This is a genomic window from Lentimicrobiaceae bacterium (genome assembly GCA_020636745.1).
GTDB lineage: Bacteria > Bacteroidota > Bacteroidia > Bacteroidales > Lentimicrobiaceae > Lentimicrobium.
In genome coordinates this window covers 700,085-722,989 of sequence record JACJXH010000001.1, presented here as the reverse complement: position 1 = coordinate 722,989, position 22,905 = coordinate 700,085, and the positions used below count along the sequence as shown (strand labels likewise).

At 43.6% G+C, this 22,905-nt stretch carries 17 protein-coding genes; 5 read left to right on the top strand and 12 right to left on the bottom strand.

All coding sequences use genetic code 11. The features are described from left to right. Positions 1 to 86: 86 nt before the first annotated feature. On the top strand, positions 87 to 743 hold the full coding sequence (locus H6541_02850) for a hypothetical protein (GenBank protein MCB9014707.1): 657 nt from the start codon (positions 87 to 89) through the stop codon (positions 741 to 743). Positions 744 to 770: 27 nt separating this feature from the next. Then, entirely contained in the window at positions 771 to 1,184 is a 414-nt protein-coding gene (locus tag H6541_02845; GenBank protein MCB9014706.1) for a DUF4878 domain-containing protein, read from the top strand. Between the two features lie 199 nt (positions 1,185 to 1,383). On the opposite strand, the gene H6541_02840 is transcribed toward H6541_02845, so the two are convergent. Next, positions 1,384 to 1,653: an HU family DNA-binding protein gene (locus tag H6541_02840; GenBank protein MCB9014705.1), complete on the bottom strand. Its 270-nt coding sequence runs from the start codon at positions 1,651 to 1,653 to the stop codon at positions 1,384 to 1,386. A gap of 525 nt (positions 1,654 to 2,178) precedes the next feature. Here H6541_02840 and H6541_02835 point away from each other — a divergent pair. The 3 genes from H6541_02835 to H6541_02825 all read left to right on the top strand — a co-directional run bounded on the left by H6541_02835 (position 2,179) and on the right by H6541_02825 (position 4,805). Then, positions 2,179 to 2,346, top strand: coding sequence for a hypothetical protein (locus H6541_02835; GenBank protein ID MCB9014704.1), 168 nt, complete (start codon positions 2,179 to 2,181; stop codon positions 2,344 to 2,346). A gap of 179 nt (positions 2,347 to 2,525) precedes the next feature. Next, the gene (locus H6541_02830; protein ID MCB9014703.1) at positions 2,526 to 3,659 is read left to right on the top strand and encodes a radical SAM protein; all 1,134 of its coding nucleotides are present in this window, start codon (positions 2,526 to 2,528) and stop codon (positions 3,657 to 3,659) included. Positions 3,660 to 3,668: 9 nt separating this feature from the next. Continuing rightward, positions 3,669 to 4,805, top strand: coding sequence for a 4Fe-4S cluster-binding domain-containing protein (locus tag H6541_02825; GenBank protein ID MCB9014702.1), 1,137 nt, complete (start codon positions 3,669 to 3,671; stop codon positions 4,803 to 4,805). Positions 4,806 to 5,013: 208 nt separating this feature from the next. Here the strand turns inward: H6541_02825 and H6541_02820 are convergent, their stop codons facing one another. The 11 genes from H6541_02820 to H6541_02770 all read right to left on the bottom strand — a co-directional run bounded on the left by H6541_02820 (position 5,014) and on the right by H6541_02770 (position 22,902). After that, positions 5,014 to 6,591: a hypothetical protein gene (locus H6541_02820; protein MCB9014701.1), complete on the bottom strand. Its 1,578-nt coding sequence runs from the start codon at positions 6,589 to 6,591 to the stop codon at positions 5,014 to 5,016. Between the two features lie 194 nt (positions 6,592 to 6,785). Then, positions 6,786 to 8,249: a RagB/SusD family nutrient uptake outer membrane protein gene (locus tag H6541_02815; protein MCB9014700.1), complete on the bottom strand. Its 1,464-nt coding sequence runs from the start codon at positions 8,247 to 8,249 to the stop codon at positions 6,786 to 6,788. Positions 8,250 to 8,309: 60 nt separating this feature from the next. Then, complete coding sequence (locus tag H6541_02810) at positions 8,310 to 11,549, bottom strand: TonB-dependent receptor (GenBank protein MCB9014699.1); 3,240 nt, start codon at positions 11,547 to 11,549, stop codon at positions 8,310 to 8,312. A gap of 197 nt (positions 11,550 to 11,746) precedes the next feature. Then, entirely contained in the window at positions 11,747 to 12,805 is a 1,059-nt protein-coding gene (locus H6541_02805; protein ID MCB9014698.1) for a FecR domain-containing protein, read from the bottom strand. 214 nt (positions 12,806 to 13,019) lie between these two features. Further along, on the bottom strand, positions 13,020 to 13,610 hold the full coding sequence (locus H6541_02800; protein ID MCB9014697.1) for an RNA polymerase sigma-70 factor: 591 nt from the start codon (positions 13,608 to 13,610) through the stop codon (positions 13,020 to 13,022). A gap of 139 nt (positions 13,611 to 13,749) precedes the next feature. After that, positions 13,750 to 14,406: a hypothetical protein gene (locus tag H6541_02795; GenBank protein MCB9014696.1), complete on the bottom strand. Its 657-nt coding sequence runs from the start codon at positions 14,404 to 14,406 to the stop codon at positions 13,750 to 13,752. A gap of 353 nt (positions 14,407 to 14,759) precedes the next feature. Further along, on the bottom strand, positions 14,760 to 16,205 hold the full coding sequence (locus tag H6541_02790) for a hypothetical protein (GenBank protein ID MCB9014695.1): 1,446 nt from the start codon (positions 16,203 to 16,205) through the stop codon (positions 14,760 to 14,762). Positions 16,206 to 16,484: 279 nt separating this feature from the next. Beyond that, positions 16,485 to 19,916, bottom strand: a complete 3,432-nt coding sequence (locus H6541_02785; protein ID MCB9014694.1) for a T9SS type A sorting domain-containing protein — start codon at positions 19,914 to 19,916, stop codon at positions 16,485 to 16,487. 284 nt (positions 19,917 to 20,200) lie between these two features. After that, positions 20,201 to 20,443 carry a DUF4342 domain-containing protein gene (locus H6541_02780; GenBank protein ID MCB9014693.1) on the bottom strand — a complete coding sequence of 81 codons (243 nt, stop codon included), beginning with the start codon at positions 20,441 to 20,443 and terminating at the stop codon, positions 20,201 to 20,203. A 184-nt stretch (positions 20,444 to 20,627) separates the two neighbouring features. Then, positions 20,628 to 21,074 carry a V-type ATP synthase subunit K gene (locus tag H6541_02775; GenBank protein MCB9014692.1) on the bottom strand — a complete coding sequence of 149 codons (447 nt, stop codon included), beginning with the start codon at positions 21,072 to 21,074 and terminating at the stop codon, positions 20,628 to 20,630. 28 nt (positions 21,075 to 21,102) lie between these two features. Continuing rightward, on the bottom strand, positions 21,103 to 22,902 hold the full coding sequence (locus H6541_02770) for a V-type ATP synthase subunit I (GenBank protein ID MCB9014691.1): 1,800 nt from the start codon (positions 22,900 to 22,902) through the stop codon (positions 21,103 to 21,105). Positions 22,903 to 22,905: the final 3 nt, after the last annotated feature.

Genomic DNA, 22,905 nt, shown 5'->3' with positions numbered 1-22,905 from the left:
TAACGTATTACGCTGTTTTACAACACGATGCCAATTCAGAAAACTGAAAACCAGAATAAACATAACCCCTATTGAAATCTGTTTAAATGCTGATTAATACACATAAAACAGGCACAGCCCAAATGCAGTTCATTCAACACCTGTTGCTGATATTGTCTGTTCTTTTATTATCAGCTATCCCCAATGCAAAGAATAAAAATGCCTCTTTGGCAAATATTTCAGCTTTTGAGCAAATGCTAAAGAACGGTGATTTGATATTCAGGCGTGGCCTGTCAATTGAAAGTGACCTTGTTTGCCTGGCCGAAAAAGAAAGCACATATTCACATGTTGGCATGATCATGCGGATTCATCAAAAACCTTATGTTATACATTCGGTACCCGGTGAGGCTGGGCAAGCAAAGGAATTTATCAGGCTCGAACCTGTGGCAGATTTCCTGTCGCCGGCCAAGGCCTCCCACTTCGGACTTTACCGCACCCTTGCCGGCGATTCAGCCGCTGCTGAAGCTGCCAGGCAAGCCTATCTCTTTTATCAAAAACACTATGTATTCGACAACGACTATGATTTAACAACAGAGCGTTCGTTATATTGTACTGAACTGATTATTAAAGCCTACAACAATGCAGGTATCTTCTTTGATGATATCACACCCTCAAGATTTCGTTATTTGCTGGGAGAAAAAAACATCATTTTACCCGGCACTATTATTAAAAGTAAATCCTTTTTCAGGATACTGAATCAATAATTTAATCACTCTTAAATCTAATTACGCATGAAAAAAAACACACTGATTGCCTTGTTCATCATGATGGTAGCAGCCATTTTACCTTCCTGTGGAGGTGGCAGTTCAAACAACTCACCGGCAGCAACCGTAAACAAAGCATTTGACTACATAGCAGCCAAAGATTTCAAGGGCGCTGCCAGTTTGTATGTTTCAGGTGAAAACAAGCCCCTTACCGAGGAAGAAAGTCAGAAACTGCAGGGAATGCTTGCCATGGCTTCGAAACAGTATGAAGAAAACGGTGGAATCAAAGAAATCTCGATTCTGGAAGAGAAAATAAGCGATGATGGCAATACAGCTGTTGTTAAACAAAAAATAGTTTACAAAGACGGTACAGAAGACACCAGTGATACCGATCTGGTAAAAGTGGATGGAAAATGGTACTTTTCACTTAAAATGAACTAACCTCACCGGTATCCGGAATTTAATATTGATTCCAATACGGATATGATAAACTGTGCAGCTGGCCTGACATGAAAAGTCAGAAACAGCGGCACAGTTTGTTTTTTTTTACAAACTATTAACTGAATGTCAACTTTTGCAAAAAACAAAAAAGGCCCGGTTAAAACACCTGGCCTTAATTAAAACAATAGATTAAAGTCACTTATAAAGCATCTCTGAGCCCTTTTCCGGGACGAAACTTGGGCACACGGGAAGCTTTAATCTGAAGAACTTCACCGGTTTTCGGATTGCGGCCGGTTCTTGCAGCCCTTTCTGATACAGAAAAAGATCCAAAACCTGCAATATCTACACTGTTGCCTCCTTTTAAAGCTCCTGCAACTACTTCATGATAGCAATCAATGGCCTCTTTGGCCTGTGCTTTTGTCATTCCGGTGCCTTTGGCAACCGCATCAATAAGTTCTGCTTTGTTCATTTCTGATGTTTTTTATGAGCATGAATAATTTTGTTGTCAACTGCACAAATCAACATTTTCAGGCTATACAACAGTTTTTCAGCTTAGTTGTTTGACATGCCCCCACAATCATCTTCAGAAAATAGCATTCGGTAAAAACCCTGCTTGCCTGCACACCTCCTTCCACTCCACGCCTTCGGCAAGAAACCATTTTCAACAAACAATCCGTTTCTGCCCCCAACAACCCACTTTTCGTATTTATAAAATGCTGTTTCTCAAGGCATTTTTAAAACAGAGCTAAATGCAATTAAATTTTGTCAGCAAACACTGGCAACACAATAAAATTCTTAACTTTGTATGTGTTGAATCAATGAAGAAGATTGTTAGTATCGCAAAAAATTTCAGCATCTGAAGCCATTTTAACAGGCATCAGAAAGCAGAATTCAAAGCGAAAAAGGCAATTTTAAGAAAGCATTTATAGAGTTCTGGTGCTTTTTTAAAACAGAATAAACCCTCACAGAACTTCTTACCTTTAATATTATGCATATGGAATTAAAGGATTTCTTCAAACCCAATGAAGAAGTATTGGAAAAAATGAATCAACTGCTTGATTCACTTCAGGGAGATGACGCTGGTTCACAGGATGCTGACTTACGGAAAGAAGACTGCACCGGATGCTGGGGTGGTACTTGTGCCAATGGCATTACCGGATAAGTCCTGTAACAATCGGGCATGGACATTCTTGTTTTTAAAAGCTTAAGACACTAAGTCGGGATGATAAAATATGAATGTCCTTGCTTTTTTTAATTTCTTTCAGTTCTGCTTCAACAAAATCTTAAACATTCTGCAATTAAAGATCAACGCTGTAATGCCTGATATTCGCCTGGCTTACTATGACTGACAACACTACGTTTCACCTTTCCGGCACCTATCAACTTTGCCTCATCATTACCGAAAAGTGCAATTTGCGCTGCTCTTATTGCTTTTGCGATAAAAGCTATGGACGCAGTATGCCATTTGCCACTGCCTGTCATGAAATTGACAAAGCAGTAGTTCAGCATCTTCAGCCCAACGGAGCCCTGCACATTTTACTGATGGGAGGTGAGCCATTCCTTGAATTTGAATTAATCAAACAATTGGTGGCGTATGTTCAAACGAAATATGCAGGCTACCCCATTCTTTTTAAAGCTGTTACCAACGGCACGCTGGTGCACCATGAGATACAAAATTGGATTGTAGGGCATCAGGATATTTTTCGGGTTGAATTGAGCCTTGACGGCATTGAAGCAAATCAGAATAAATACAGAAGCAACTCATTTGGCAGTATCGATGTGCCATTCTTTACCCAAAAGCTGTCAAACCCCGTTGTCAGCACTGTAATTATCCCCGAAACACTTGAATCTCTTGCTGATAACATCATATTTCTAACGGAGCTGGGGTTTAAGGTAAAAGCAGTTACAGCTGATGGCGCTGACTGGACAATAAACAGACATACAGAAACACTGGCCCAACAGCTGATGCTGCTGATGGAGTATTACCTGAAACACCCTCAGACATATCCCTTTAATCTGCTCTCACTGGCCACATATTGTGTTACGGGCGACGATCATCTTCCCAAATGTAAACCAGGAATTCATTCCAACTCAGTCAGTACTGAAGGCAAAACATACGCCTGCCACCGGTGCAGCAGCTTTTACAACAACGGCAAATGGGAAATACCTGCCCAGGACATTGACCTCACGGGCATTGAATTTCTGAACGAGGCATGTATCAGTTGTTGTGTCAGAGACATATGCAACACCTGCCCGGCCAGCATAGCTTCTGTCAGAAACAACCGAATCCAGAGCGAGATGAGCTGCCGCTTATCAAAGCTGTTTTTCTATGCCAATGCCCTTTTTCACTTGCGCCTGCTTACTGAATGCCCCGAACATATATTTTTCAGTAAAAGAGATGCCAATCAGAGAAAAAAGATGCTTTTAGGAGCGCGCACTATATTGAAAGATTTAAACCCTGATATCCCATTTTAAATAATCATCATGAGAGGCGAATCAAAGAAAACCAGGGAAATATTTGTGATGGTGACCAACCAATGCAATCTGGCATGCACCTATTGCTATGAGTCGGTTAAAAACAGGCAGGTTATCATACCCGAACTCGCCAAAAAAGTAATTACTGCCGACATTGAAGGCAGCAGGGCCCATACACATGAATATTTTCTGATTTTTCACGGGGGAGAGCCTTTTCTTGCTTTTAACGAAATGAAGGAAATCTCGGAATGGGCATGGGCAACCTTCCCCGAATTGAAAATCATATGCATGGTAACCACCAACGGAACACTGATCTCTCCCGAAATCAAAACGTGGCTCACCATCAACAAACAGCGTTTTGTGCCAATTCTGAGCATCGATGGCAGCAGGGCTTCTCACAACCTGAACAGGTCCAATTCGTTCGACCTGATTGACCGCCGCTTTTTTCGTGAAACATGGCCATTTCAACCTGTAAAAATGACTATTGCGCCCAATGTACTGGCCAGCATGTTTGACAATTTCATAGCCCTGACTCAGGATGGGTTCATCGTAAACCCAAGTCTTGCCAAAGAAGTTGGATGGGAAGCAGAAAGAGACCTGCCTGTTTTTGCCAGGGAAATGAAAAAGCTTGCCGACTACTTTGTAGAACATCCTGAGAGTCTCCCCTGCGAACTGATCAATATTCCCATGCAAAATTTTTCGCCGGCAGTAAATGTGCCTCACAACCGGGCATGCGGCGCAGGCGACAATATTGTAGCTTACGATGTCAAAGGCAACCGTTTCCCCTGCCATGCTTTTATTGGCGACCCCAACCAGCCATACGATGCAGATGGCATAGGGCATGTATTTGACTTACTCGGCAGTAACAACGGCCTGTTCCTTTCAGACGGATGCCGCAACTGCTTTATATTTTCATACTGTTCACCCTGTTACGGGCTGAATTATGCTACACGCCAAAATATGGGAGCTTTTGATCCTGTTATGTGCAAATTCAATAAAATACGGGTACTGGCCGCCGCTGATATGTTTTCGCGAATGCTAACATCTCCGTTAACATACAACATACTGAAGCGTAAAAGCAGCGAAGAGCAGCGACTGATGCTTTCAGGTATTCAGGCTGTTTTTAAAGAAGTATCTCTTGACTAAACCTGTAATTAGTTTTCCGGTGAAAGGTATAGCACCTTTTAATGCGGATGAAACAATTTGAATCACAGGCAAAAGGAAAGGGCATCTCCTTTTACAGAAATGCCCTCCTCAAAAACACACCAAATAATCCACCTCCACTTTTTAACGACCTCCCAGTGGTCGTTTCCCGGCTATCATCCCGTATGTGTCCCTCATATCAGTTCACATTTTATTCATTGTCCATATCATTACTCATAGTCTCAAGCATACTGAGGCTGCTCACCATACAATTGTTCCAGAATTCTGTAAAACCCGGCACCCAGAAAGTTGGAATCATCCCGTTATCCAATTGGGTATTTACAAGGCTATTGGCAAGTGCCCGTGCTTTTTCACGGTAAATGGCAGAGTGCGTTTTGTCATAGGCCAGCATAAAAGTATTGATCATCTGCACAGCGCTGGCATCAATGGGCACATAGCACATATACTGTTCCAGCACAGCCGGAGTATGCCATCTGTCTGATGCATTGCCCCAGTTATCATAAATTCCAGGTTTTTCCCACACAACAAACTGATCTTCGCAAAAAGCAATGAGCTCAAGAGCTAAAGAAATATAGTCATCATGCTTATCAGCATGGTTGAGCAAATACTGCGCAAACCATGAGGCTTCATACTTTGATAAATTCTGGTAAGGCTTGTGTGCGGCCACATCTTCAAACTGGCCGGTCCAGTTATAGGTTTTCATTGGGTTATCCCATATCCAGGCAAGGGCCGCATCAACCGCCGGCTGACCGGCCTCATAATGGTACTTTTCAACAAGTAAACTGAGGAAATTAATGATATTTATCGGCACACAAAGTTCATCTGATGCTGGTTTTCCGGTTTCCTTGTTAATTCTAATGTACCAGGTGCCTGAAGGCAGCTGGTTTCTAAGGTATGAATCAGCCAAGTGGAGCGCTGCTTCCAGATATTTCTTTTCGCCGGTCCTTTCATAGAGTGCGATAAAACTCATACCGGTGGAGGCCGGCTCATGCATAATTACCTCTCCCTTGTAATTGCCTGCAAACATATCTGTCCCTTCATAAACTCTTGGGAAATAAGCCAGAGGCGCATCTTTGGGTTCTGCATTGGCAATGATGTAATCAGCTGCCTTTTTTGCAATCAGCAAGGAAGAATCATTACCGGGGTAATATTTGTTATACTGTAACATGCCGTTAACTACGCTTCCCACCTCCACGGCCGAATAGCAATAAATTTTATGGCTTTCGTGGTCAGGAGTGCCGGTTTTGAGCCAATTTAGGATATGAGGCTGATGATACATAAATGACAAACCTTTTTTCAGGGCCTCGCTGTAACTATACTTTGCAGGCGGATAAGGCGGGCAGAATGCAGCGGTTTTATAGAACAATCTGCTTCCGGCCATATACGTATCCTTTCCATCATCACTCACCGCCTCTACCTTCAGATACACCTCTCCGTCAGGCAGTTGCCCCCATATGGGAGACAATGCTTCGTAAGGTGTTGCGGCGTTGAATGTATATGTTTGTTTATCAGTAAATGAAAAAGCTGAATACCGGTAAAAGGCCGGATGAGGAATAATCCAGCTTGACTGGTCGTTTTGAAACGAAGGTGCGTATTTAAACATAACAGATGATCCGTTCCAAAAGGCTTGTTTACCGGGAATGCCCGGCCTTACCGGAATAAGTGCTTCGGCTTTGCTTTGTGCACAGTAATCGTTTTGCGCAGAAAGGTTCTGTGACGAAACTGTACAGACAGCTAAACCCAAAAGGCAATTAAGTATTGTTTTCAAGTGTTTATTCATCAGAATCATGGCAATCATTAAAATTACAGATATGAATGTTTAAAAAGGGAGGTTGCTACAAAAGTAAAGGACACCAAAGCCATGCAGGGTACGACAAGCTGAAATCACGCACAAGTCGTTTTTTGCAAAGTAAAGGACAGAACCGTTTTATCTTTCATAACAACCTCACAGTTTTTCAGGTATTAGTAGCCGGGATTCTGAGTCAGATTCGGATTTACATTTCGCTCGGTTAAAGGAATGGGCAGCAGCAACAAATGCTCATCCAGGGTATATCCCAAACGGGTAAGTGTTGACACCGCTTTTCCGGTGCGTTTCAAATCCATCCAGCGGAAGCCTTCAAATGCCAGTTCAAATCTTCTTTCGCTCAGAATGGCATCATGAACGGCTTCTTTCGACAAACCGGAAAGCTCGTCGGTAAGATCGGGCAAACCCACACGATCGCGAACAGATTTCAGATCTTCAAGCGCTCCCGGTATATTGTTCAGTTCGGCCCTGGCTTCTGCCCTGAGCAATATAGTTTCAGCCAACCGTTGTATATACCAATGATCTTCACTGGCCCAGCCTTCATCGTGTTTCCATTTAAAAATAAACGGAACATTGTTGCCCCAGTACTCATCAATCCAGTCTGATTGTTCAAAAACGATGGATGAGTGCAGCCTCACTGAATCGCCGGCACTGCGCATGCCGGTAACGAGGTCGATGGTGGGTGTCATAAATTTACGCCAGTTATCACCGGTAATAGAGGTCGGCAGCAACAAATGATACTGCCATGCTGTAACATTGGGACTCTGAAACTGAATTTCGATGATTGATTCCGAATTGTTGTAATGAAAGCCGTCGAACAACTCTTCGAAACTAGGGTGCAAAGAATAAACACCCACATTTGAAATAACGTTGGTGGTATATTGCTCCACTTTGGCCCAATCAGCAGGCACCATGGTAGCATAAATCTGGGCAAGCATGGCGCTGGCGGCACCTTTGGTAGCACGGCCGCGGGTTTGCGTTTCGTCGCTATACCTGTCGGGTAAAACGGTAAGGCAATATTCCAGATCCCTGATGAGTTGTGCATACACCTGATCACCCGGGGTACGGGCAAGATTAACACTTTCCGGGTCAGTGCTTTCGGTTGGAGTCAAAGGCATGGGAACACCATCAAACATACGCACCAGGTCAAAATATTTCATGGCCCTCAGATAGGTTGCTTCTCCCAGAATCTGCTGGCGGCGGGTAATTTGTCCGTCAACTTTCAAATCTAATTTTGGGTCTTTGATTTCAGGCACATATTTCAGCACATTGTTGGCACAGTTGATCATATTATAACAAGCAGCCCACAAATCAATGATATAATCGTCATTCGAGGCTGAAAGCTGAAAAGCCCTGATTCTGAACAAGCTTGGGTCATCGCCGCCTGCATAAACATTATCATCAAAATTATCGACCAAACACATCCTGAGCCAGTTTTGATGACCATCGGCCAGACAACTGTACACACCTACCAGTGCACTTTCGGCATCGGTGGCATTGTTATAGGCATTGGAGATAGCCAGCTCTGACTGAGGCTCCAAATCAAGAAAATCCTTGCTGCATTGGGTGAATGTAATGAGCAGTGCAACAGCTGCTGATAACAATTTTATCCTGGTTTTCATTTGAGTAGTTTTAAACATTTATGGTTTCTGTTGAGATACTTCTGATATCATTTCCGATACCTAAAAAGCCACGTTTAATCCAAAGGTAAATCCCCGTACATTGGGATATGTTCCTGCGTCTACACCCAAAGAGGTGGGATTTGTTGAAACACTGACCTCCGGATCATAACCGGTATATTTCGTAAAAGTCAACAGGTTTTGAGCTGAAACAAAAACATTGAGATTATTAATCTGCATTTTCCTGAGCACATCGTTTTTAAAGTCATACGATAAAGTTACATTCTTCACCCTGAGGTAAGTTCCATCCTCAACAAACCGGGTAGAAACCTCAGAATTGATAGAGCTGGCAAATACAGCGCGTGGCATATCAGTAATATCGCCAGGATTCTGCCATCTGTTGAGTACCGAAACTGCTGCATTTTTGTAGCCTTCCATTGCCTCAAGCTCTAAGCGGGTGGCGTTAAAAATCTCGTTACCATAAACACCCTGCAATAAAACAGAAAGGTTAAATCCTTTATAGGAGAAATTATTGGTGATACCATAAATAAAATCAGGATTAGGATCTCCAATTACCACCCTGTCAGCATCAGCATCCATATCAAGGTAGCTGCCCAGTGTGCCATCTGCTTTCATATAATCGAGGTCACCAGTTTCAGGATTCACACCAGCAGCCTGAAATCCGTAAAATTCACTCATCGGATGGCCTTCGCGTATGGTAGTCACATAGCCACGTTCACGAACGATATCGCCCGTATATATAATGGCACTGCTGCCACCTGCAATCTGAATAACCTTATTGCGGTTGAATGAAATATTGGCATCGGTGGTCCATTTGAAATCACCGGTTGTGTTATGTGTAATCACTTCAATTTCAAGACCTTTATTTTCAATCTTGGCAAAATTCTGAATACCCGAAGGGAAACCGGTAGACAAAGGCAGGTTTACATTCAGCAGCGCATCAGATGTCCGTTTCATATAAGCATCTACTATCACTGTAAGTCTTGAATCAAACATGGTGAGGTCAATTCCTATATCGGTTTGCCTGGTTGATTCCCATTTGAGCGATTCGTTGCCCAACGACAAGGGGTAATAGCCCGATATAACGCTTCCACTGAATGGATACAAGGCACCCAAGCCAACTTTACTGATATGGGCATAATTATCTATACCATTCTGGTTTCCGGTAAGACCATAGCTCACGCGCAATTTCATGTCGGTGATGGCTGTAAGGTTGCGCATAAACGACTCGCTTGACATACGCCAGCCGGCTGATACAGAAGGAAAATTACCATATTTCTGATTGGCGCCGAATTTGGATGAACCATCGCGACGGAAGTTGACCGACAACAGATATTTATCATCAAATGCATAACTTACCCTTCCCAGATAAGACAACAAAGCTGATTCATACTTCTGGGTACCAAACGATGTGGCCGTTGAAGCGGCATTGAGTGTTTGCACCGATGAGTTAGGAAATCCCCTGACCGAAAGCCATGCATTTTCGCCTTCATATTTCTGGGCAGTCATACCTAACACCGACGAAATTGCATGTTTCCCAAAATGCTGGCTGTAATCCAGAATGTTTTCAAAGAGCGTTGTAACTCCCTGTCCGCTGTTGGCATCAGCGCCACCCCCTGTTGAAACAGCATATGCACTCTTTTCAACATAAGTAAAGTTATCGTAATTGGTAAAATCGGCATCAACTCCTACCGATGATTTAAATGAGAGATAAGGGGTGATTTTAATTTTGGCAAACAAATTTCCCAGCAGGTTACTCGACCGGCTGGCCGAATTGCTGCCATACATCGATGAAAGCGGGTTGGCCTGCCCATCAAAAGGATTGTATCCAAAATACCCTTCTGCTGTGTACTGTTCAACAAATGAAGGCGTGCTTAACGCGCCCAAAACTGTACCTCCTTCATTGATAGTGGCGTTGTCTTTAATATTTTTTGATTTACTTCTGCTGATGTTTACATTGGTCCCAAATGAAAGCCAGCTATACATCTCATGGTCAAGGTTTAACTTAAAAGTATACCGCTGATAGGTTGAGGGGTCAATAACACCATCATTGTTAAAGCGGTTGACTGAAGTATAGAAGCGTGTTTTATCATTTCCACCCGAAAATGCCAGTTGAATATTGCTCGACACTGCCTGACCGTAAATAATATCCTGCCAGTCGTTATCGGTGGTTATGGTATCGAGGCTGGCAGCAGATGGAAGCCCGGCATTGAGCCGCTCGTCATTGATAAGGCTCACCAATTGCCTGGTATTCAACAAATCAAGTTTTTTGTTCACATGGCTGATGCCGAAGGTGGTATTCAGGGTAACCAGGGGTTTGCCCGATTTTCCTCTTTTGGTGGTAATCAATACTACACCATTGGCTGCTCTGGCCCCGTAAATGGCACAACTCGAAGCATCTTTCAAAATCTGCATGGATTCTATATCTGCAGGATTCAAAAAATGAATATCGTCGGTAGCCATCCCATCAACCACATACAGCGGATTATTGCTCGAAGTGATGGAGGTTGCACCCCTTACCTGAATTGAAAAATTGCCGCTCGGATCGCCCGAAGCCTGTGTTACCCTTACTCCGGCAACTTTGCCTTCGATAGCCTGCGTCAGGTTCGACATGTTTTTCTTGTCAATGTCATCAATCTTTACCACCGAAACAGCTGTAGTAAGATCTTTTTTCTGCACACTGCCATATCCGATTACTACAACTTCATTCAGGCCAGTTATACTTTCACTCATGATAACGTTGAGTACAGCCTGCTTATTCACCTGAATTTCCTGACTCTGAAAACCCACAAAAGAAAACACCAGGGTTGCATTTTCAGGCAGATTACTGATGGTATAAGCGCCATTGATGTCGGTTACGGCACCAATATCGGTACCTTTTACCAGCACCGTAACATACGGCAGCACCTTACCGTTGTTGTCCTTAACTGTGCCGGAAACCTTTCCGGGTTCTTTCTGCCCCGAAGCCGCATCCAGTATTTTGCGCGATGTAAGTACAATCTGGCGTCCCGACAGTGAAAATCCCGCATCAGTACCGGCAAAAATACGCTTCAGAATATCACTCACTTTTTCATTGTTGGCTACAACATCTACTTTTCGGTTCACATCAACAAATTCCTGATTAACCAAAAAGGTGTAATCGCTCTTCTTTTCAATTTCATTCAGCACTTCGTTCACTGTTGCATTGGCCAGTTTCAGCGATATACGCGTTGACTGTGCCTGCAGCCCGACAGGGCCCAGAACAAGAACCAGTAGCAAGCTGGTAAGGTAAAATAATCTCATTGGAGTTTGGTTTTAGTGTGAATAAGACAATAGCATTCAACCTGACAGTATTCAGCGGTAAAGCACAAATACCCTCAAAAAAATCAAGGTAAAAAAAACATGTTAAAAATTTCTGCCACAGGAAGCAAAACCTGCGCCCTTAGTGTCGTTACTTTAAGGTGTGTTTTCCTTTTTTATGGACATAGGCATCAGTAATTTTATTTTTGAGTAGTGGTAGAATATATAATGACTTTTCTTCGCGAAAAAGAACCATCCGGCAGCAGTTTTGGCTGAATTTCAGCATAATCAATGGGTGATGATAACTTAAGCAGCCTTAGCAACTCATCAAGCGGCTCATTCTCAAAGGTGGCCCTGTAACGATACTGCCTGATTTCATTTCCCTTTATCTCTATATCGACGTTATACTGCAGACTTATGCGCCGTGCGACTTCGCTGATATTGTCGTTTCGGAATACCAGTTTACCATCTTTCCAGGCAAAATACTTGTATGGGTCTTCGTTTTCAACCACAACACGCCCGCTCAATGTATCAAAAACCAGATGCTGATTGGGTTTCATCTGCGACAACAAAACCTCCTCCTTACCATTTTTCAGTCTGTTAACATCCACTTTTCCTTCAACCAGTGTAACCGAAGGCGTGCGGCTTTTCGCATTGGCCATCACATTAAAACGCGTACCTGTAGCCTTTACCGAAAAATAGGGGGTATTCACAAGAAACGGCGAAGATTTATCGGAATGAACTTCAAAATATGCTTCACCCTTCAGGTAAACATGGCGTTCATTTTCATTAAACCTGGCCGGATAACGCAAACGGCTTCCTGAGTTGAGCCATACCTTTGAGCCATCAGGCAAATCAATACGCGAATATGTTCCAAAAGCAGCTACTGTTTCGTTGTAGGCAACTATGGCCTGATCGTGCTTCATGTATTTAGCGGAAAGCAGCCAGACAGAACCCACCAGCAAAGGGATAAAAAGAATGGCTGCAAGTTTTTGCATCAGTTGCATAAAACTCAGGTTAGCTTTCCGGCTCTCCATGCGTTTCAGTGTTCGGGCAAGCGCTTTATCGGTGGAAACCGGCAATTCAACCGATGAATCCCAGATATTCTTAACCTGCCTGTAATAGTGCAGGTTTTCGTCCGACTCCTGAACCCATAATTCCAGCTGCCTCACCTCATCTTCTGAAGCAGTTCCGCCCAAAACGCCGGCTATTAGCTGGTCTGCAGTTTCGAAATCCCGGTTTTCCATATTTCCTTCCATTATCTTAAAGACGTTTCAAAATCCAAAACCCACATCAATGCACTTCTTTTTTTTACTTTTTTTGAAAAAAAACATTACATCTGCCTGATTTTACGCCTGTTAAAGCATCAGCAATAATGAGGATTATTTTTCGCCATACTTTCTTCAACTGCACCATCCTTCTCAAATATACTTTATCATCAATACACGCAGAAAGAAAAATATGGGGTCACCGCTAATCAAAAAAAGTCAGCCACATCCAAAAAAGTGCAATCAGATAATCCTTCAGCTCCCTGCGCAATAAATCAAGAGCCCTGGATATCCTTACTTCAATTGTTCTCACCGACACACCCAGCCTGGTTGAAATTTCCTCATAACTCAACTTTTCAAACCGGCTCAACCTGAATGCTTCCGAGAACTGAACAGGCATCTTATCCATGGCACTGCTTAGCTTATCCTCCAATTCAGAAAAAAGCACATAGTTTTCAGTATCGTTATGAGAAAGAATGGGATGCGCCAGCACAAAAGAGGCATACCGGCCGGTAACATCAGTATGACGTAAACTATCAAGACTTCTGTTCTGAACCGATTTAAGTAAATAAGACTTAAGTGAACTGCTGACAGCTATATGTTCGCGGTTTTCCCACAATCTGTAAAACACCTCCTGCACAATTTCCTCTGCCGCATCAGCATCATGCATAAAACTGAATGAGAACTTTACCAGTGACTGATAGTACTTTGTGAAAATAATGGTAAACGCCGACTTATCACCGCTCATAAGCTTTTTCAGCAGTATACCTTCATAGGAAGTCAGCAAATCAGACATACACAAAATTCTTTCCGCAAATATATTCTTTAATTTCAAGTCACAAAATTGCGGTGAATTCTTTTCGGGAACAGATATCAAAAGAGCAATAGCCCGGGCTAAGGCGGCAAAACATAAGAAGCATCAGCCGGTGGCGGCTTTAAGTCTTAGGTAATTCAACCTCTGCACTGCCCAGCCACTGACTGTCAGACATCATATATTTTAATCCGGCCAGGCTTTTATCTACTTCCATAAACAACAGATAAACTTCCAATTTATCGCCGGGTTGGGCAGCCGTAAGTTTAAAAGCAGCATGCCCCTCCCTCCTTTTACCAGCTGACATATTAAATTCAGCACCTTTTTGGCCCGGGTTGAGCACCAGCAGAACAGCGCCATCAGTCTCTGCCGCAGGCTTGCCAGCTTCGGAGCCAGTCCAGGTAACATCAATTGTTTGATCACCATGCAAACACAGGCTCACTTCTGTGGCACCGGCCAGTTTCCCCTGACTAAACAGCAACTTGCTGTAGCTGAATGAGCCATATTCGGCCATAAGCCTGGCATTGAGCGACAATGCGCTATGATAGGGCGAACGCCCCTGAACACCGGCAAAACTAATCCGAAGAAACTCACGTGCAAACTGCATGGGTTTCATCACCTGTGTAAATAAATCCTGCGAAGCTTTTTGCTTACCTTTTGATTTAGCCCGCTTTTTTGAAGGCAGGCTCCGCATTACCACTTTGCCATTAAGGGTGTATATTACCACATTGCCAAGCTTTCCGCTCAGATTTCCCAATGGACCGTTATTTAATATAGCCATGCTTTCTACGTTTTAATTCCGTATTACAAATATACCAAATCCATAGTTAAACCAATGTTAAACCAATTATAATTGGTTTAACATTGGTTTAAGCCCGGAGCTGATACGGACTTAAAGCGGAGTTAACAGAGAGGATAAAGTTTAACAATCAGTAATTAGTGCATAAGGAAGAGCGGAATTCAGGAAAGTCCTGACGCAGAAATTAAAAAAAATGTTTCAGAATACAAGCATTGTTGTTTTTACCAACACCGGTAACCTGATTATATGTTAGAATTCAATGGCGGATTTAAAACAAACCAAAATCCCCGCTTTCGCAGGGATTCTGGTGTTTTAATCATAAACAAGGGAGACTTTTATCTGCCGCTTTTACTGCTTTTTTCGCTGCTACCTGATTTTCGTGGCTGAGCGGAAGTACGGGCTGCGGCTTTGGGGGCTGAATTGCCCGAAGGCTTGACTGAGCGGGCTGGCCCTGAGGAACGATTTTCAGATACTTTCATAGACTGTCTGGCTGATGAACGCTCTTGGGTTTGCATTTTGGGTTTGCTTACATCCTGCCTGGCAGGTGAAGCGGCTGACCGCTGGCGGTTTTCAGTTGAACGGGCTTCAGGTTTAGTACTTGATCTTTCCTGTGTCCGGGCCTGAGTCCTGCTTACATCCTGTCTGGCAGGTGAAGCAGCTGACCGCTGGCGGGTTTCAGTTGTACGGGTCTCAGGCTTTACAGCACGTCTTTCCTCTGACCGGGCTTTAGGTTTACTCACATCCTGTCTTGTAGCAGGTACAGCTACTCCCTGACGGTTATCAGATCTTCCGGCTTTAGTTTCCATTGTTGAATTTCCGGAAGTACGCCCTGATGTCCTGCCCGGAGCCGGATTAACCCGGGGAGAAGAACTCCCCTGCCTTATATCCTGGTTGGCGCGGCTGCGGCTGTTGTCGTCAGGACGGGCTGAAGAGCGGTTGGTGCTGGCATACTGTCTTTTATAGTCATCGGAGCCTGCTGAGCGTAAATCAGGACGTGAGTAAGTATCCCTGTATCGTCCGTTGTCGCGGTAACTGCGTACGGTGCTGGAGTAGGCACGATGCCTGTGATAGTAGTTATCGGCGTAGTATGAGTATCTGTAATGGTTGCAGTGACGGTAGTGGCTGTAATAGTGGTTGTGCCAGTGTGAATGGTAACCATAGTAATAATCCCAGTAATAAGGCCGCCATGGATTCCAGTAGGTGGGGTAGTAATTCCAGTACCAGGGTGAGCGCCATACTACATAGGTAGGAGTGTAAATGTAGCGAACAACAGGCCAGGTTCTTACCTCAACGTAAGTGGTACGGGTTACCACTGTTGTGTTGCCGGTATAACCGGGATTAGGTGTTTCGGCGTAGCCATCGTTTGGCTCAATAATATAATCTTTTCCGTACAGATACTCATCACCCACAAGCTGAATATGCACCTGGTCGCGTTTATCTTTGTAGACTGTAAAAACAGCCACATCCTGATTCTCTCTTTCGTTAATGGCAACCTGCAGCACGATGGTATGCGTTCCACCATCAACATAATCAATCACTTTAATGTAGTCGATAAGGTTGTTGCCATTCAAATCGAGGTTGTTGATACGAGAATCCTCGGCATTGAGGCTACGCTCGAAGCCTTCAAGTGTCTCTGACTCCTGAAAAAGTTTCATAACAGCGTAAAGATTCAGGTTATCACCCGGAAGGTTTAGCTTTTCATCTTCGTAGTTCATGGCTTTTATACCAAAGCTCATGGAAAGAACAAGAAGAAGGGCGGAGATGGTTTTTAGCGTTTTCATGGTGTTTGGTTTTTAAAAGGCATTTGCAACTACCTCAGGTTCATGTTTTTGTTTTTATCTGTGCCAAAACATAAGCAAACAGCATACCAAAATCCGCAAAGCTTAAAAAAAAAGAACTGCCCATATGCTCAATCAACCTGAAGCCCAAACATAACACCCTGAATGTCAAAAATATTCAGGATTATTTAAACTCAATTTAAATCAGATAAAAAAAATAAACCTGCAACCAAAATTGAGCTACAGGTTTAATTTTTACAACATGAAGACACACTCCATTCCCTATTTTTTGATAAAGTATTGATTTCCTGAAAGCAGGCCGCTGCTTAGCCGGAGCAAATAAATACCCGGCTTGAGAGCACTGATGTTAATCTCAGTTTTCAGCCCGGTAAGCTTGCTTTCCAGCACTTTTTGTCCGGGCAGACTGCAAATAATTACTTTTCCGTCAATGGGACTGTTGTTGCCTGAAAGCTCCAGGGTAACAAAGGAAGAGGCAGGTACAGGATAAAGACTGAAAGCCTTACTATGCGCCTGTTCAGGAATATCATTGGTTTCGCCAACGAAAACAGTAAAATAAGCTTCACAGTTATTTATGTCGCGAACGCGTACCAGATATTCGCCGGATATAAGATTAACAGCCGTAGGGCTTGTCTGGTAAAAAGGATCAAACCATTGAATAAAATAGGGAGGCTGACCTCCGGCGGGATAAATGGTGGCTGTTCCCTCAGGAATGCCTGTGTCAGGATTATCGGTGGTTGTGGCAGAAGTAGCACTGATGCCTTCGGGTTTAATAATTTCAACTGTAACACTTGAGCTGCACTGCAGGCTATCCTCAACCAGCAAGGAATAAAAACCGGGAACAAGTCCGTAAATCGCAGGATTTACTGAACCATCTGACCACAGGAACGTAAAAGGAGGAACACCATGTGTAACCCATGATTCAATATAGCCATCGTTTTCTGACGAGCAGCTTACATTGTGCGGGATAACATTTACCATCACCGTATCCTGAGCAACAGGCACCGTAAATTCAGCGCTGCAGTTTTTACTATCAGTTATCACTACCGAGTAGGTACCCACTGAAAGGTTTTCAAGCGATGCCTGGGTAGCACCCGTATTCCACAGGTAGGAATAAGGAGGGCTTCCAAATTCAATATGTGTTGATACAGAACCATTATCCATACCACTACAGCCAACATCCGTAGGGTTAACAGAAGCTATCAGAGCTGATTGAATAATGGTCACTTCATCCTGCCTGGAGCAACCCTGATTATCGGTCACGGTCACTGTATAGCTTCCCGGCGCCAGATTCTGCAAGCCTGCAGTTGTATCACCTGTACTCCAGCTAAAAGCATATGGCAGAACGCCGCCCTGAGCTTCCGCCCATGCAGATCCGTCATTGCCTCCACCACAGGAGAGGTTTTCACCGCCTGTTTGTACCGCAAAATCAATACAACGGAAGCAATCGTCGCTCAACTCAACTACCTGATAGTTTGTTCCGATAAGGATTTCTTTCAGGCCATTATTGTCAGCATCAGAAACCTCTATATTATTAAAAGCACCTGCAATGGTTCCAAAAGAAGTTGTTTTAATTATATTGCCGGCCATATTGCTAAAGAAGACTGAGCCTGCGGAAGTGAAAATAATTTCAGGTGTATCATCGCCGTGGATATTGGCCATACGCACACCATCAATGCGTGCCTCAAAACCGGTCAGTAGCCATGTAATTTCAGCCGACTGACTGTCGATTACACCAATGCCACCATTTATGGTGGAAGCAACAATATCCTTGACACCATCATTGTTATAGTCATACAAATCAAAAGAGGTAAAGCCTGATTGAAGTGTTTCCCATTTCTGATGTGTCAGACCATCAGTAACTGAAATTTTCCCCTGGCAACTGACTATTTCGACATTGGAATCAAGATCGACATTGCCGGCTTTTATCCGCGATAATTCAGAGAAGGTATTGGATTCAACACTCCACTTTACTGCATAATCAACCGGATTGATAATGTATATCGCTTCGCTGTTACCAGCGATATAATCAGGCTGGCCATCGCCATCCACATCAGCAATATCGAATGCCTGAAACGCGTCTATGTCTTCGTTATAATACTCATATTCAGATTCAATTTCGTGCGTTAAACCATTGACCACCCATATTTTTCCATCGTAAGTTTCGCCTGCAGCAACTACTATCTCCATTGTACCATCGCTGTCAATATCCATCACTTCAAAAGCATACATTCCAGTCCAGCATCCATAAAAAAAGCCGCCATCCGACTGCCACTCCAGCAGGTGCGTTTGGGCGTCAAAAACAGACATGATACCACTTTCATAACTACTTTCGCTTTCATACGACAAAGTAATAATTTCCTGGCGGCCATCGTTGTCTACATCAGCCACCCTGATGGCATTAAAAGGCCCGTCGATGTGTTTGCTTTTCCATTCGGCTGCCAGGGAAGGAATAGCATGCACAAACAAGTAGTCGGAACCTGATGAAGAGCAGCCTGCACCCCAGACGAGTTCAGGTATTCCGTCATTGTCGGTATCTGCAACATTGATGGCTGTTGTACCATGCTCCGGATTATTAACCGACCACATTAACTGGCCACTGGCGGCATTATGGCAGTATATACTCCCCCACTGCCCGTCACCATAAAGAATTTCATTCAAACCATCATTATCCACATCGGCCAGCGACAAAGCATCAATATCAAGGTCGGTAGAAATCTGATATTTTAACAACTGAATATCGGCATCAAAAACCTCAATAGAATTCCAGGCCTGGGCGAATACAATTTCCTGAATTAAATCTCCGTCAAGGTCAGTTAATTCAACGAGCCCGCCACCCCATAAATTTTCATAAAAAGTCCAGATAATACTGGCCGACTGACCGGAAATACGCACGACCTGGCCACCCGAATACACCAATTCATTGGAGGGTTCTGCGTCAACATTGCCACACCGCATGCTGGTTGCACCGTAATAAAAATAGCTTTTAAGCGAAAAGTCAGTACTGTTAAGCAGCCAGGTCTCCCCTTCTGAACAATAAACCAGTTCTTGCTGATTGTCATTATCAGCATCAGCCAGCAATATCTGAAAAACAGGTGATGATGATATGCCTGAGATGAGCTGCATCAGCGCCATAGATTCACCATTATACACTTCGATGTTGCCGTTGGTAAACCCTACAAAAATTTCAGAAATCTGGTCGTTATTTATATCCAGCACTGAAATCACAGAAATTTTGGCTGAATAGCTATCATACCACGGGCTTATCCACACCTGATCATACTGCTGTGTTTCAGGATTATACCTGAGTACATACCAAAAATTACCGGAGCCAAAATATGCACCGCCCGAACAGATGATTTCCGTTAGCCCGTCGTTGTCTATATCTTTTGAAGTCAATGAATTGCTGCCAATGCAGGTACCCATAATACCCTGCTTCCATAGCGGCTGACAATCCGTTTCAGTATAAGCGGGAGAGTTATTTGTCTGATTTCTGAACAGATACTGACTGGCATCAGGACTGATACTTAACTCATGATTGTAGTTTAGCAATTGACCGTCAGCAGATTTTGTAATCCTTGCATATTTGTCAAGTTCCACGCCCCGGGCCTTACCGGATGTTAGTTGCTGGGCCAGAATCAGGTTGTTACATAAAAACCAGAACAGCAATAAAGAAAATATGGAATAACATCTCATAGTATTATCATTTAATTGGTTTATAAAATTATGGGCTAACCAACCAGTAATTTAACCAAGAGCGTTAGTAAAGAACATTATGAGCAGATTGCTCATCAATTCAGCCCAACTAAAAATATGATCTAAAATACAAAATAAACAGATAGAATGTATATGAACCCAGCAATTTTAAACAACAATATTTACTTAATACATAAGCAGTAGCAGGATTCCCCACTGAACCGACAAGCATATTTATTATCCGGTTTGGCCGGGAGAATCCCGGGTTATAGAAGCATGACAGATTAATCCTCTTTTCGGACTACTTCGATGGTAAAATCAGCGGCCAGAGCAGCGAGGGCACCAATTGCAGCCAAAACAGGCACAACCAAAGCGCCAATAAGACCAATTGTAACAGGAATTTCAAGGTACACTTTGCCTTCATCGTTTTTCACGATAATGCGCGAAATATTACCCTGATGAATTAGCTCTTTAATTTTGGCAAGTAACTCTTCGCCTTTAACCTTAAATTCGTTTCTTGTTTCCATGATTTATTTCATTTGTATGCAGTGAAAGGAGTACCATTATCAAATTAACGGCTTTACCCCAAAACCGGCTCTATTGTCACCAAAGGAAGGAAGCCCACCGAACCTTACTTATTAAACGCAAAAAAGCACTGCCGGTTACACACCGGCAATGCTAAATTTTGAACATCGGCTTTTGCGCAGTTTATCAGAGACTGGAGCTGATAAGGAAAGTAGCAGCAAAAGCGATAATGGCGTACAATTCGGGGAATACGGCCAGAATGAGGGTATTTCCGAAAACGTTGTAACCTGCGCCGATTGAAGCTATACCATTGGCACACACCTGTCCCTGTTTAATGGCAGAAATCAGGGCAACAAAGCCCAGCGCGAGTCCGGCTCCGAAAATAGCACCGGCCTGCAGCCATGATACCTGTGGGGTAAGAAAGCCCTGCAGAATAAAGTAGCCCATAAATCCATAAAGACCCTGGGTACCGGGCAGCGCACTCAACACAAGATAATTACCAAAAGCATCAGGGTTTTTCTTCAGGGCGCCCAACGAGGCATTGCCACCAATAGATACGCCTAAAGCACTGCCGATACCGGCCAATCCAATCATCAGTCCAACGCCAATGTAAGCTAAAATAATCGGTTCCATAGTGATGTTATTTAGTATTAAAATTGATTTAAATTAATTTTCTGAAAGGCTTGTATTTTTTGCCGCCGCCTGCAAAACCGGCATTTTTGTAAAACTCAACAAAAGTCAGACGCATTGGATGTACAAAAGAACCCAAACTTGCCATAAAAATATTGATACCATGGCCTATCACCAGAATGATAACCATGAAGAAAATGCCAATGACACTACCTCCAAGCGACAATGCCAGACTATTGAAAACAAATCCGAGAATGGCACTTGATATTCCGAGAGCAAAAAGACGGATATAAGAGAGCAAATCGCCCAGCACACCAGTCACCATATTGTAACTGTTCCACAGTCCCAGTCCGAAGTTAAGGAGAATACCCTTACCCGGTGAATTGAAGAAGAGCACCAAAATACCACCGATGGCAAGCACTGCATAAAGTAAAGGCTGAATGGTTACCATCGGAACACCTCCCAGTTTACTAATGCCCATAACGATGGAAACACCCAACAGAATAACAATCCAGCCAATGGTGCCAAGCGCATACTTAAAGCCGAACTGAATGGCTTCGTTGGCCGCTTTGATACCCATTCCAAACAAAATCTGAATTCCCCCAAGCACCAGTGCAAGTACAAAGAGCAGGTTGTTAATGTCGGTATTGTTGGCCTTGAACATCTGCTGCAACTGACTGTAAACAGGCAGGTTGGTTTCATATAAATTGATACCGAAAGCAGTACCACTGATTAGCCCGAACACAATAGTTGAAAGTCCAAGATAGGCAACCAACGATGCAATGGGTTTAAGTTCTTTACCAACTTTGCGTTTGGCAAACAAGGCTGCCAAGGCAATCAAGACCCCATAACCGGTATCACCCAGGCAGAATCCAAAAAAGATGGTATAAAACGGTGCAAAAAACGGAGTAAGGTCGAGTTCGGAGTAGCCGGGCAATGAGTAAAGCTCGCCCAACACTTCAAATTTACTGGCAAACCCTTTATTTTTAAGCAATACGGGCACCTGATCGCCCGGGGTTGGTGAATCGGACAGGTAAAATACACCTTCGGCATCCAGAAAACGATTAAGCACCTCGCCAGCCTCCGCAGGAATCCATCCCTCCAGAATCATCAGGTTTTCGTCGGCTTCACGTGAGGTAGTTACCACTGCTTTATCATATTCAGCATCCTGAATCAGCTGCTGTTTAAACTGTTTCAGTGCAGGAACAGCAGTGCGGGCAATCTCGTCAAGCCGGGCATTCAGCCGTGCCTCTTCCTGTTGCAGGTTTTCGGCCTTTTTCAGGAGTGAGGCAATAGATTCTGTTGGCATTCTTACTTCATCAGCATCTATATCGGGCAGTCCTTCTCCGGTATCGGCCAGAGCAAAGTAAACCTGACCAGCCAACTGATTGATTTCAAAAATATAGTACTTTTCAGTCCATTCAGGATTCCAGATTCTGACCGGACAAGTAAAGAGCCTGATTCGGATATTTTTATCGGCGAGTAATTGCAACTGTTCAGGTGAAAAATCGCCCCATGGTGTAACTTCAGCTGTTTCTTTGCGAAGGGCAGCCTTTTGTTGTACCAAAGCTGACAGTTGATTCTGAATGTCATTGACTTCATCAAACAGCATTTCACCATCAGCATCCTGAAGCGGAGTGGCGGTTTCGGCCACACGACCTGTAAGCAGGCGAATAGCTTTATCGAGCTGATCGGCCAACTGAAACTGCTGCCGGATACTTTCGGTAACCACGCCTTCCTTTTCCACAATATGCACAACGCCAAGTTCACGAAGTTTCCTGAGAAAAGCATCATACTCCTTGTGGTAAACCAGGAAGGCATATTTTTTCATGGG

What these genes read in the sequence shown, in the direction of transcription:
- H6541_02850 (MCB9014707.1), top strand. Translation starts at nt 87, where the DNA reads ATGCTGATTAATACACATAAAACAGGCACAGCCCAAATGCAGTTCATT.
- H6541_02825 (MCB9014702.1), top strand. Translation starts at nt 3,669, where the DNA reads ATGAGAGGCGAATCAAAGAAAACCAGGGAAATATTTGTGATGGTGACC.
- H6541_02780 (MCB9014693.1), bottom strand. Translation starts at nt 20,443, where the DNA reads ATGGAAACAAGAAACGAATTTAAGGTTAAAGGCGAAGAGTTACTTGCC.
- H6541_02830 (MCB9014703.1), top strand. Translation starts at nt 2,526, where the DNA reads ATGACTGACAACACTACGTTTCACCTTTCCGGCACCTATCAACTTTGC.
- H6541_02775 (MCB9014692.1), bottom strand. Translation starts at nt 21,074, where the DNA reads ATGGAACCGATTATTTTAGCTTACATTGGCGTTGGACTGATGATTGGA.
- H6541_02790 (MCB9014695.1), bottom strand. Translation starts at nt 16,205, where the DNA reads ATGAAAACGCTAAAAACCATCTCCGCCCTTCTTCTTGTTCTTTCCATG.
- H6541_02770 (MCB9014691.1), bottom strand. Translation starts at nt 22,902, where the DNA reads ATGAAAAAATATGCCTTCCTGGTTTACCACAAGGAGTATGATGCTTTT.
- H6541_02785 (MCB9014694.1), bottom strand. Translation starts at nt 19,916, where the DNA reads ATGAGATGTTATTCCATATTTTCTTTATTGCTGTTCTGGTTTTTATGT.
- H6541_02835 (MCB9014704.1), top strand. Translation starts at nt 2,179, where the DNA reads ATGGAATTAAAGGATTTCTTCAAACCCAATGAAGAAGTATTGGAAAAA.
- H6541_02840 (MCB9014705.1), bottom strand. Translation starts at nt 1,653, where the DNA reads ATGAACAAAGCAGAACTTATTGATGCGGTTGCCAAAGGCACCGGAATG.
- H6541_02795 (MCB9014696.1), bottom strand. Translation starts at nt 14,406, where the DNA reads ATGGCTATATTAAATAACGGTCCATTGGGAAATCTGAGCGGAAAGCTT.
- H6541_02805 (MCB9014698.1), bottom strand. Translation starts at nt 12,805, where the DNA reads ATGGAAGGAAATATGGAAAACCGGGATTTCGAAACTGCAGACCAGCTA.
- H6541_02810 (MCB9014699.1), bottom strand. Translation starts at nt 11,549, where the DNA reads ATGAGATTATTTTACCTTACCAGCTTGCTACTGGTTCTTGTTCTGGGC.
- H6541_02815 (MCB9014700.1), bottom strand. Translation starts at nt 8,249, where the DNA reads ATGAAAACCAGGATAAAATTGTTATCAGCAGCTGTTGCACTGCTCATT.
- H6541_02845 (MCB9014706.1), top strand. Translation starts at nt 771, where the DNA reads ATGAAAAAAAACACACTGATTGCCTTGTTCATCATGATGGTAGCAGCC.
- H6541_02800 (MCB9014697.1), bottom strand. Translation starts at nt 13,610, where the DNA reads ATGTCTGATTTGCTGACTTCCTATGAAGGTATACTGCTGAAAAAGCTT.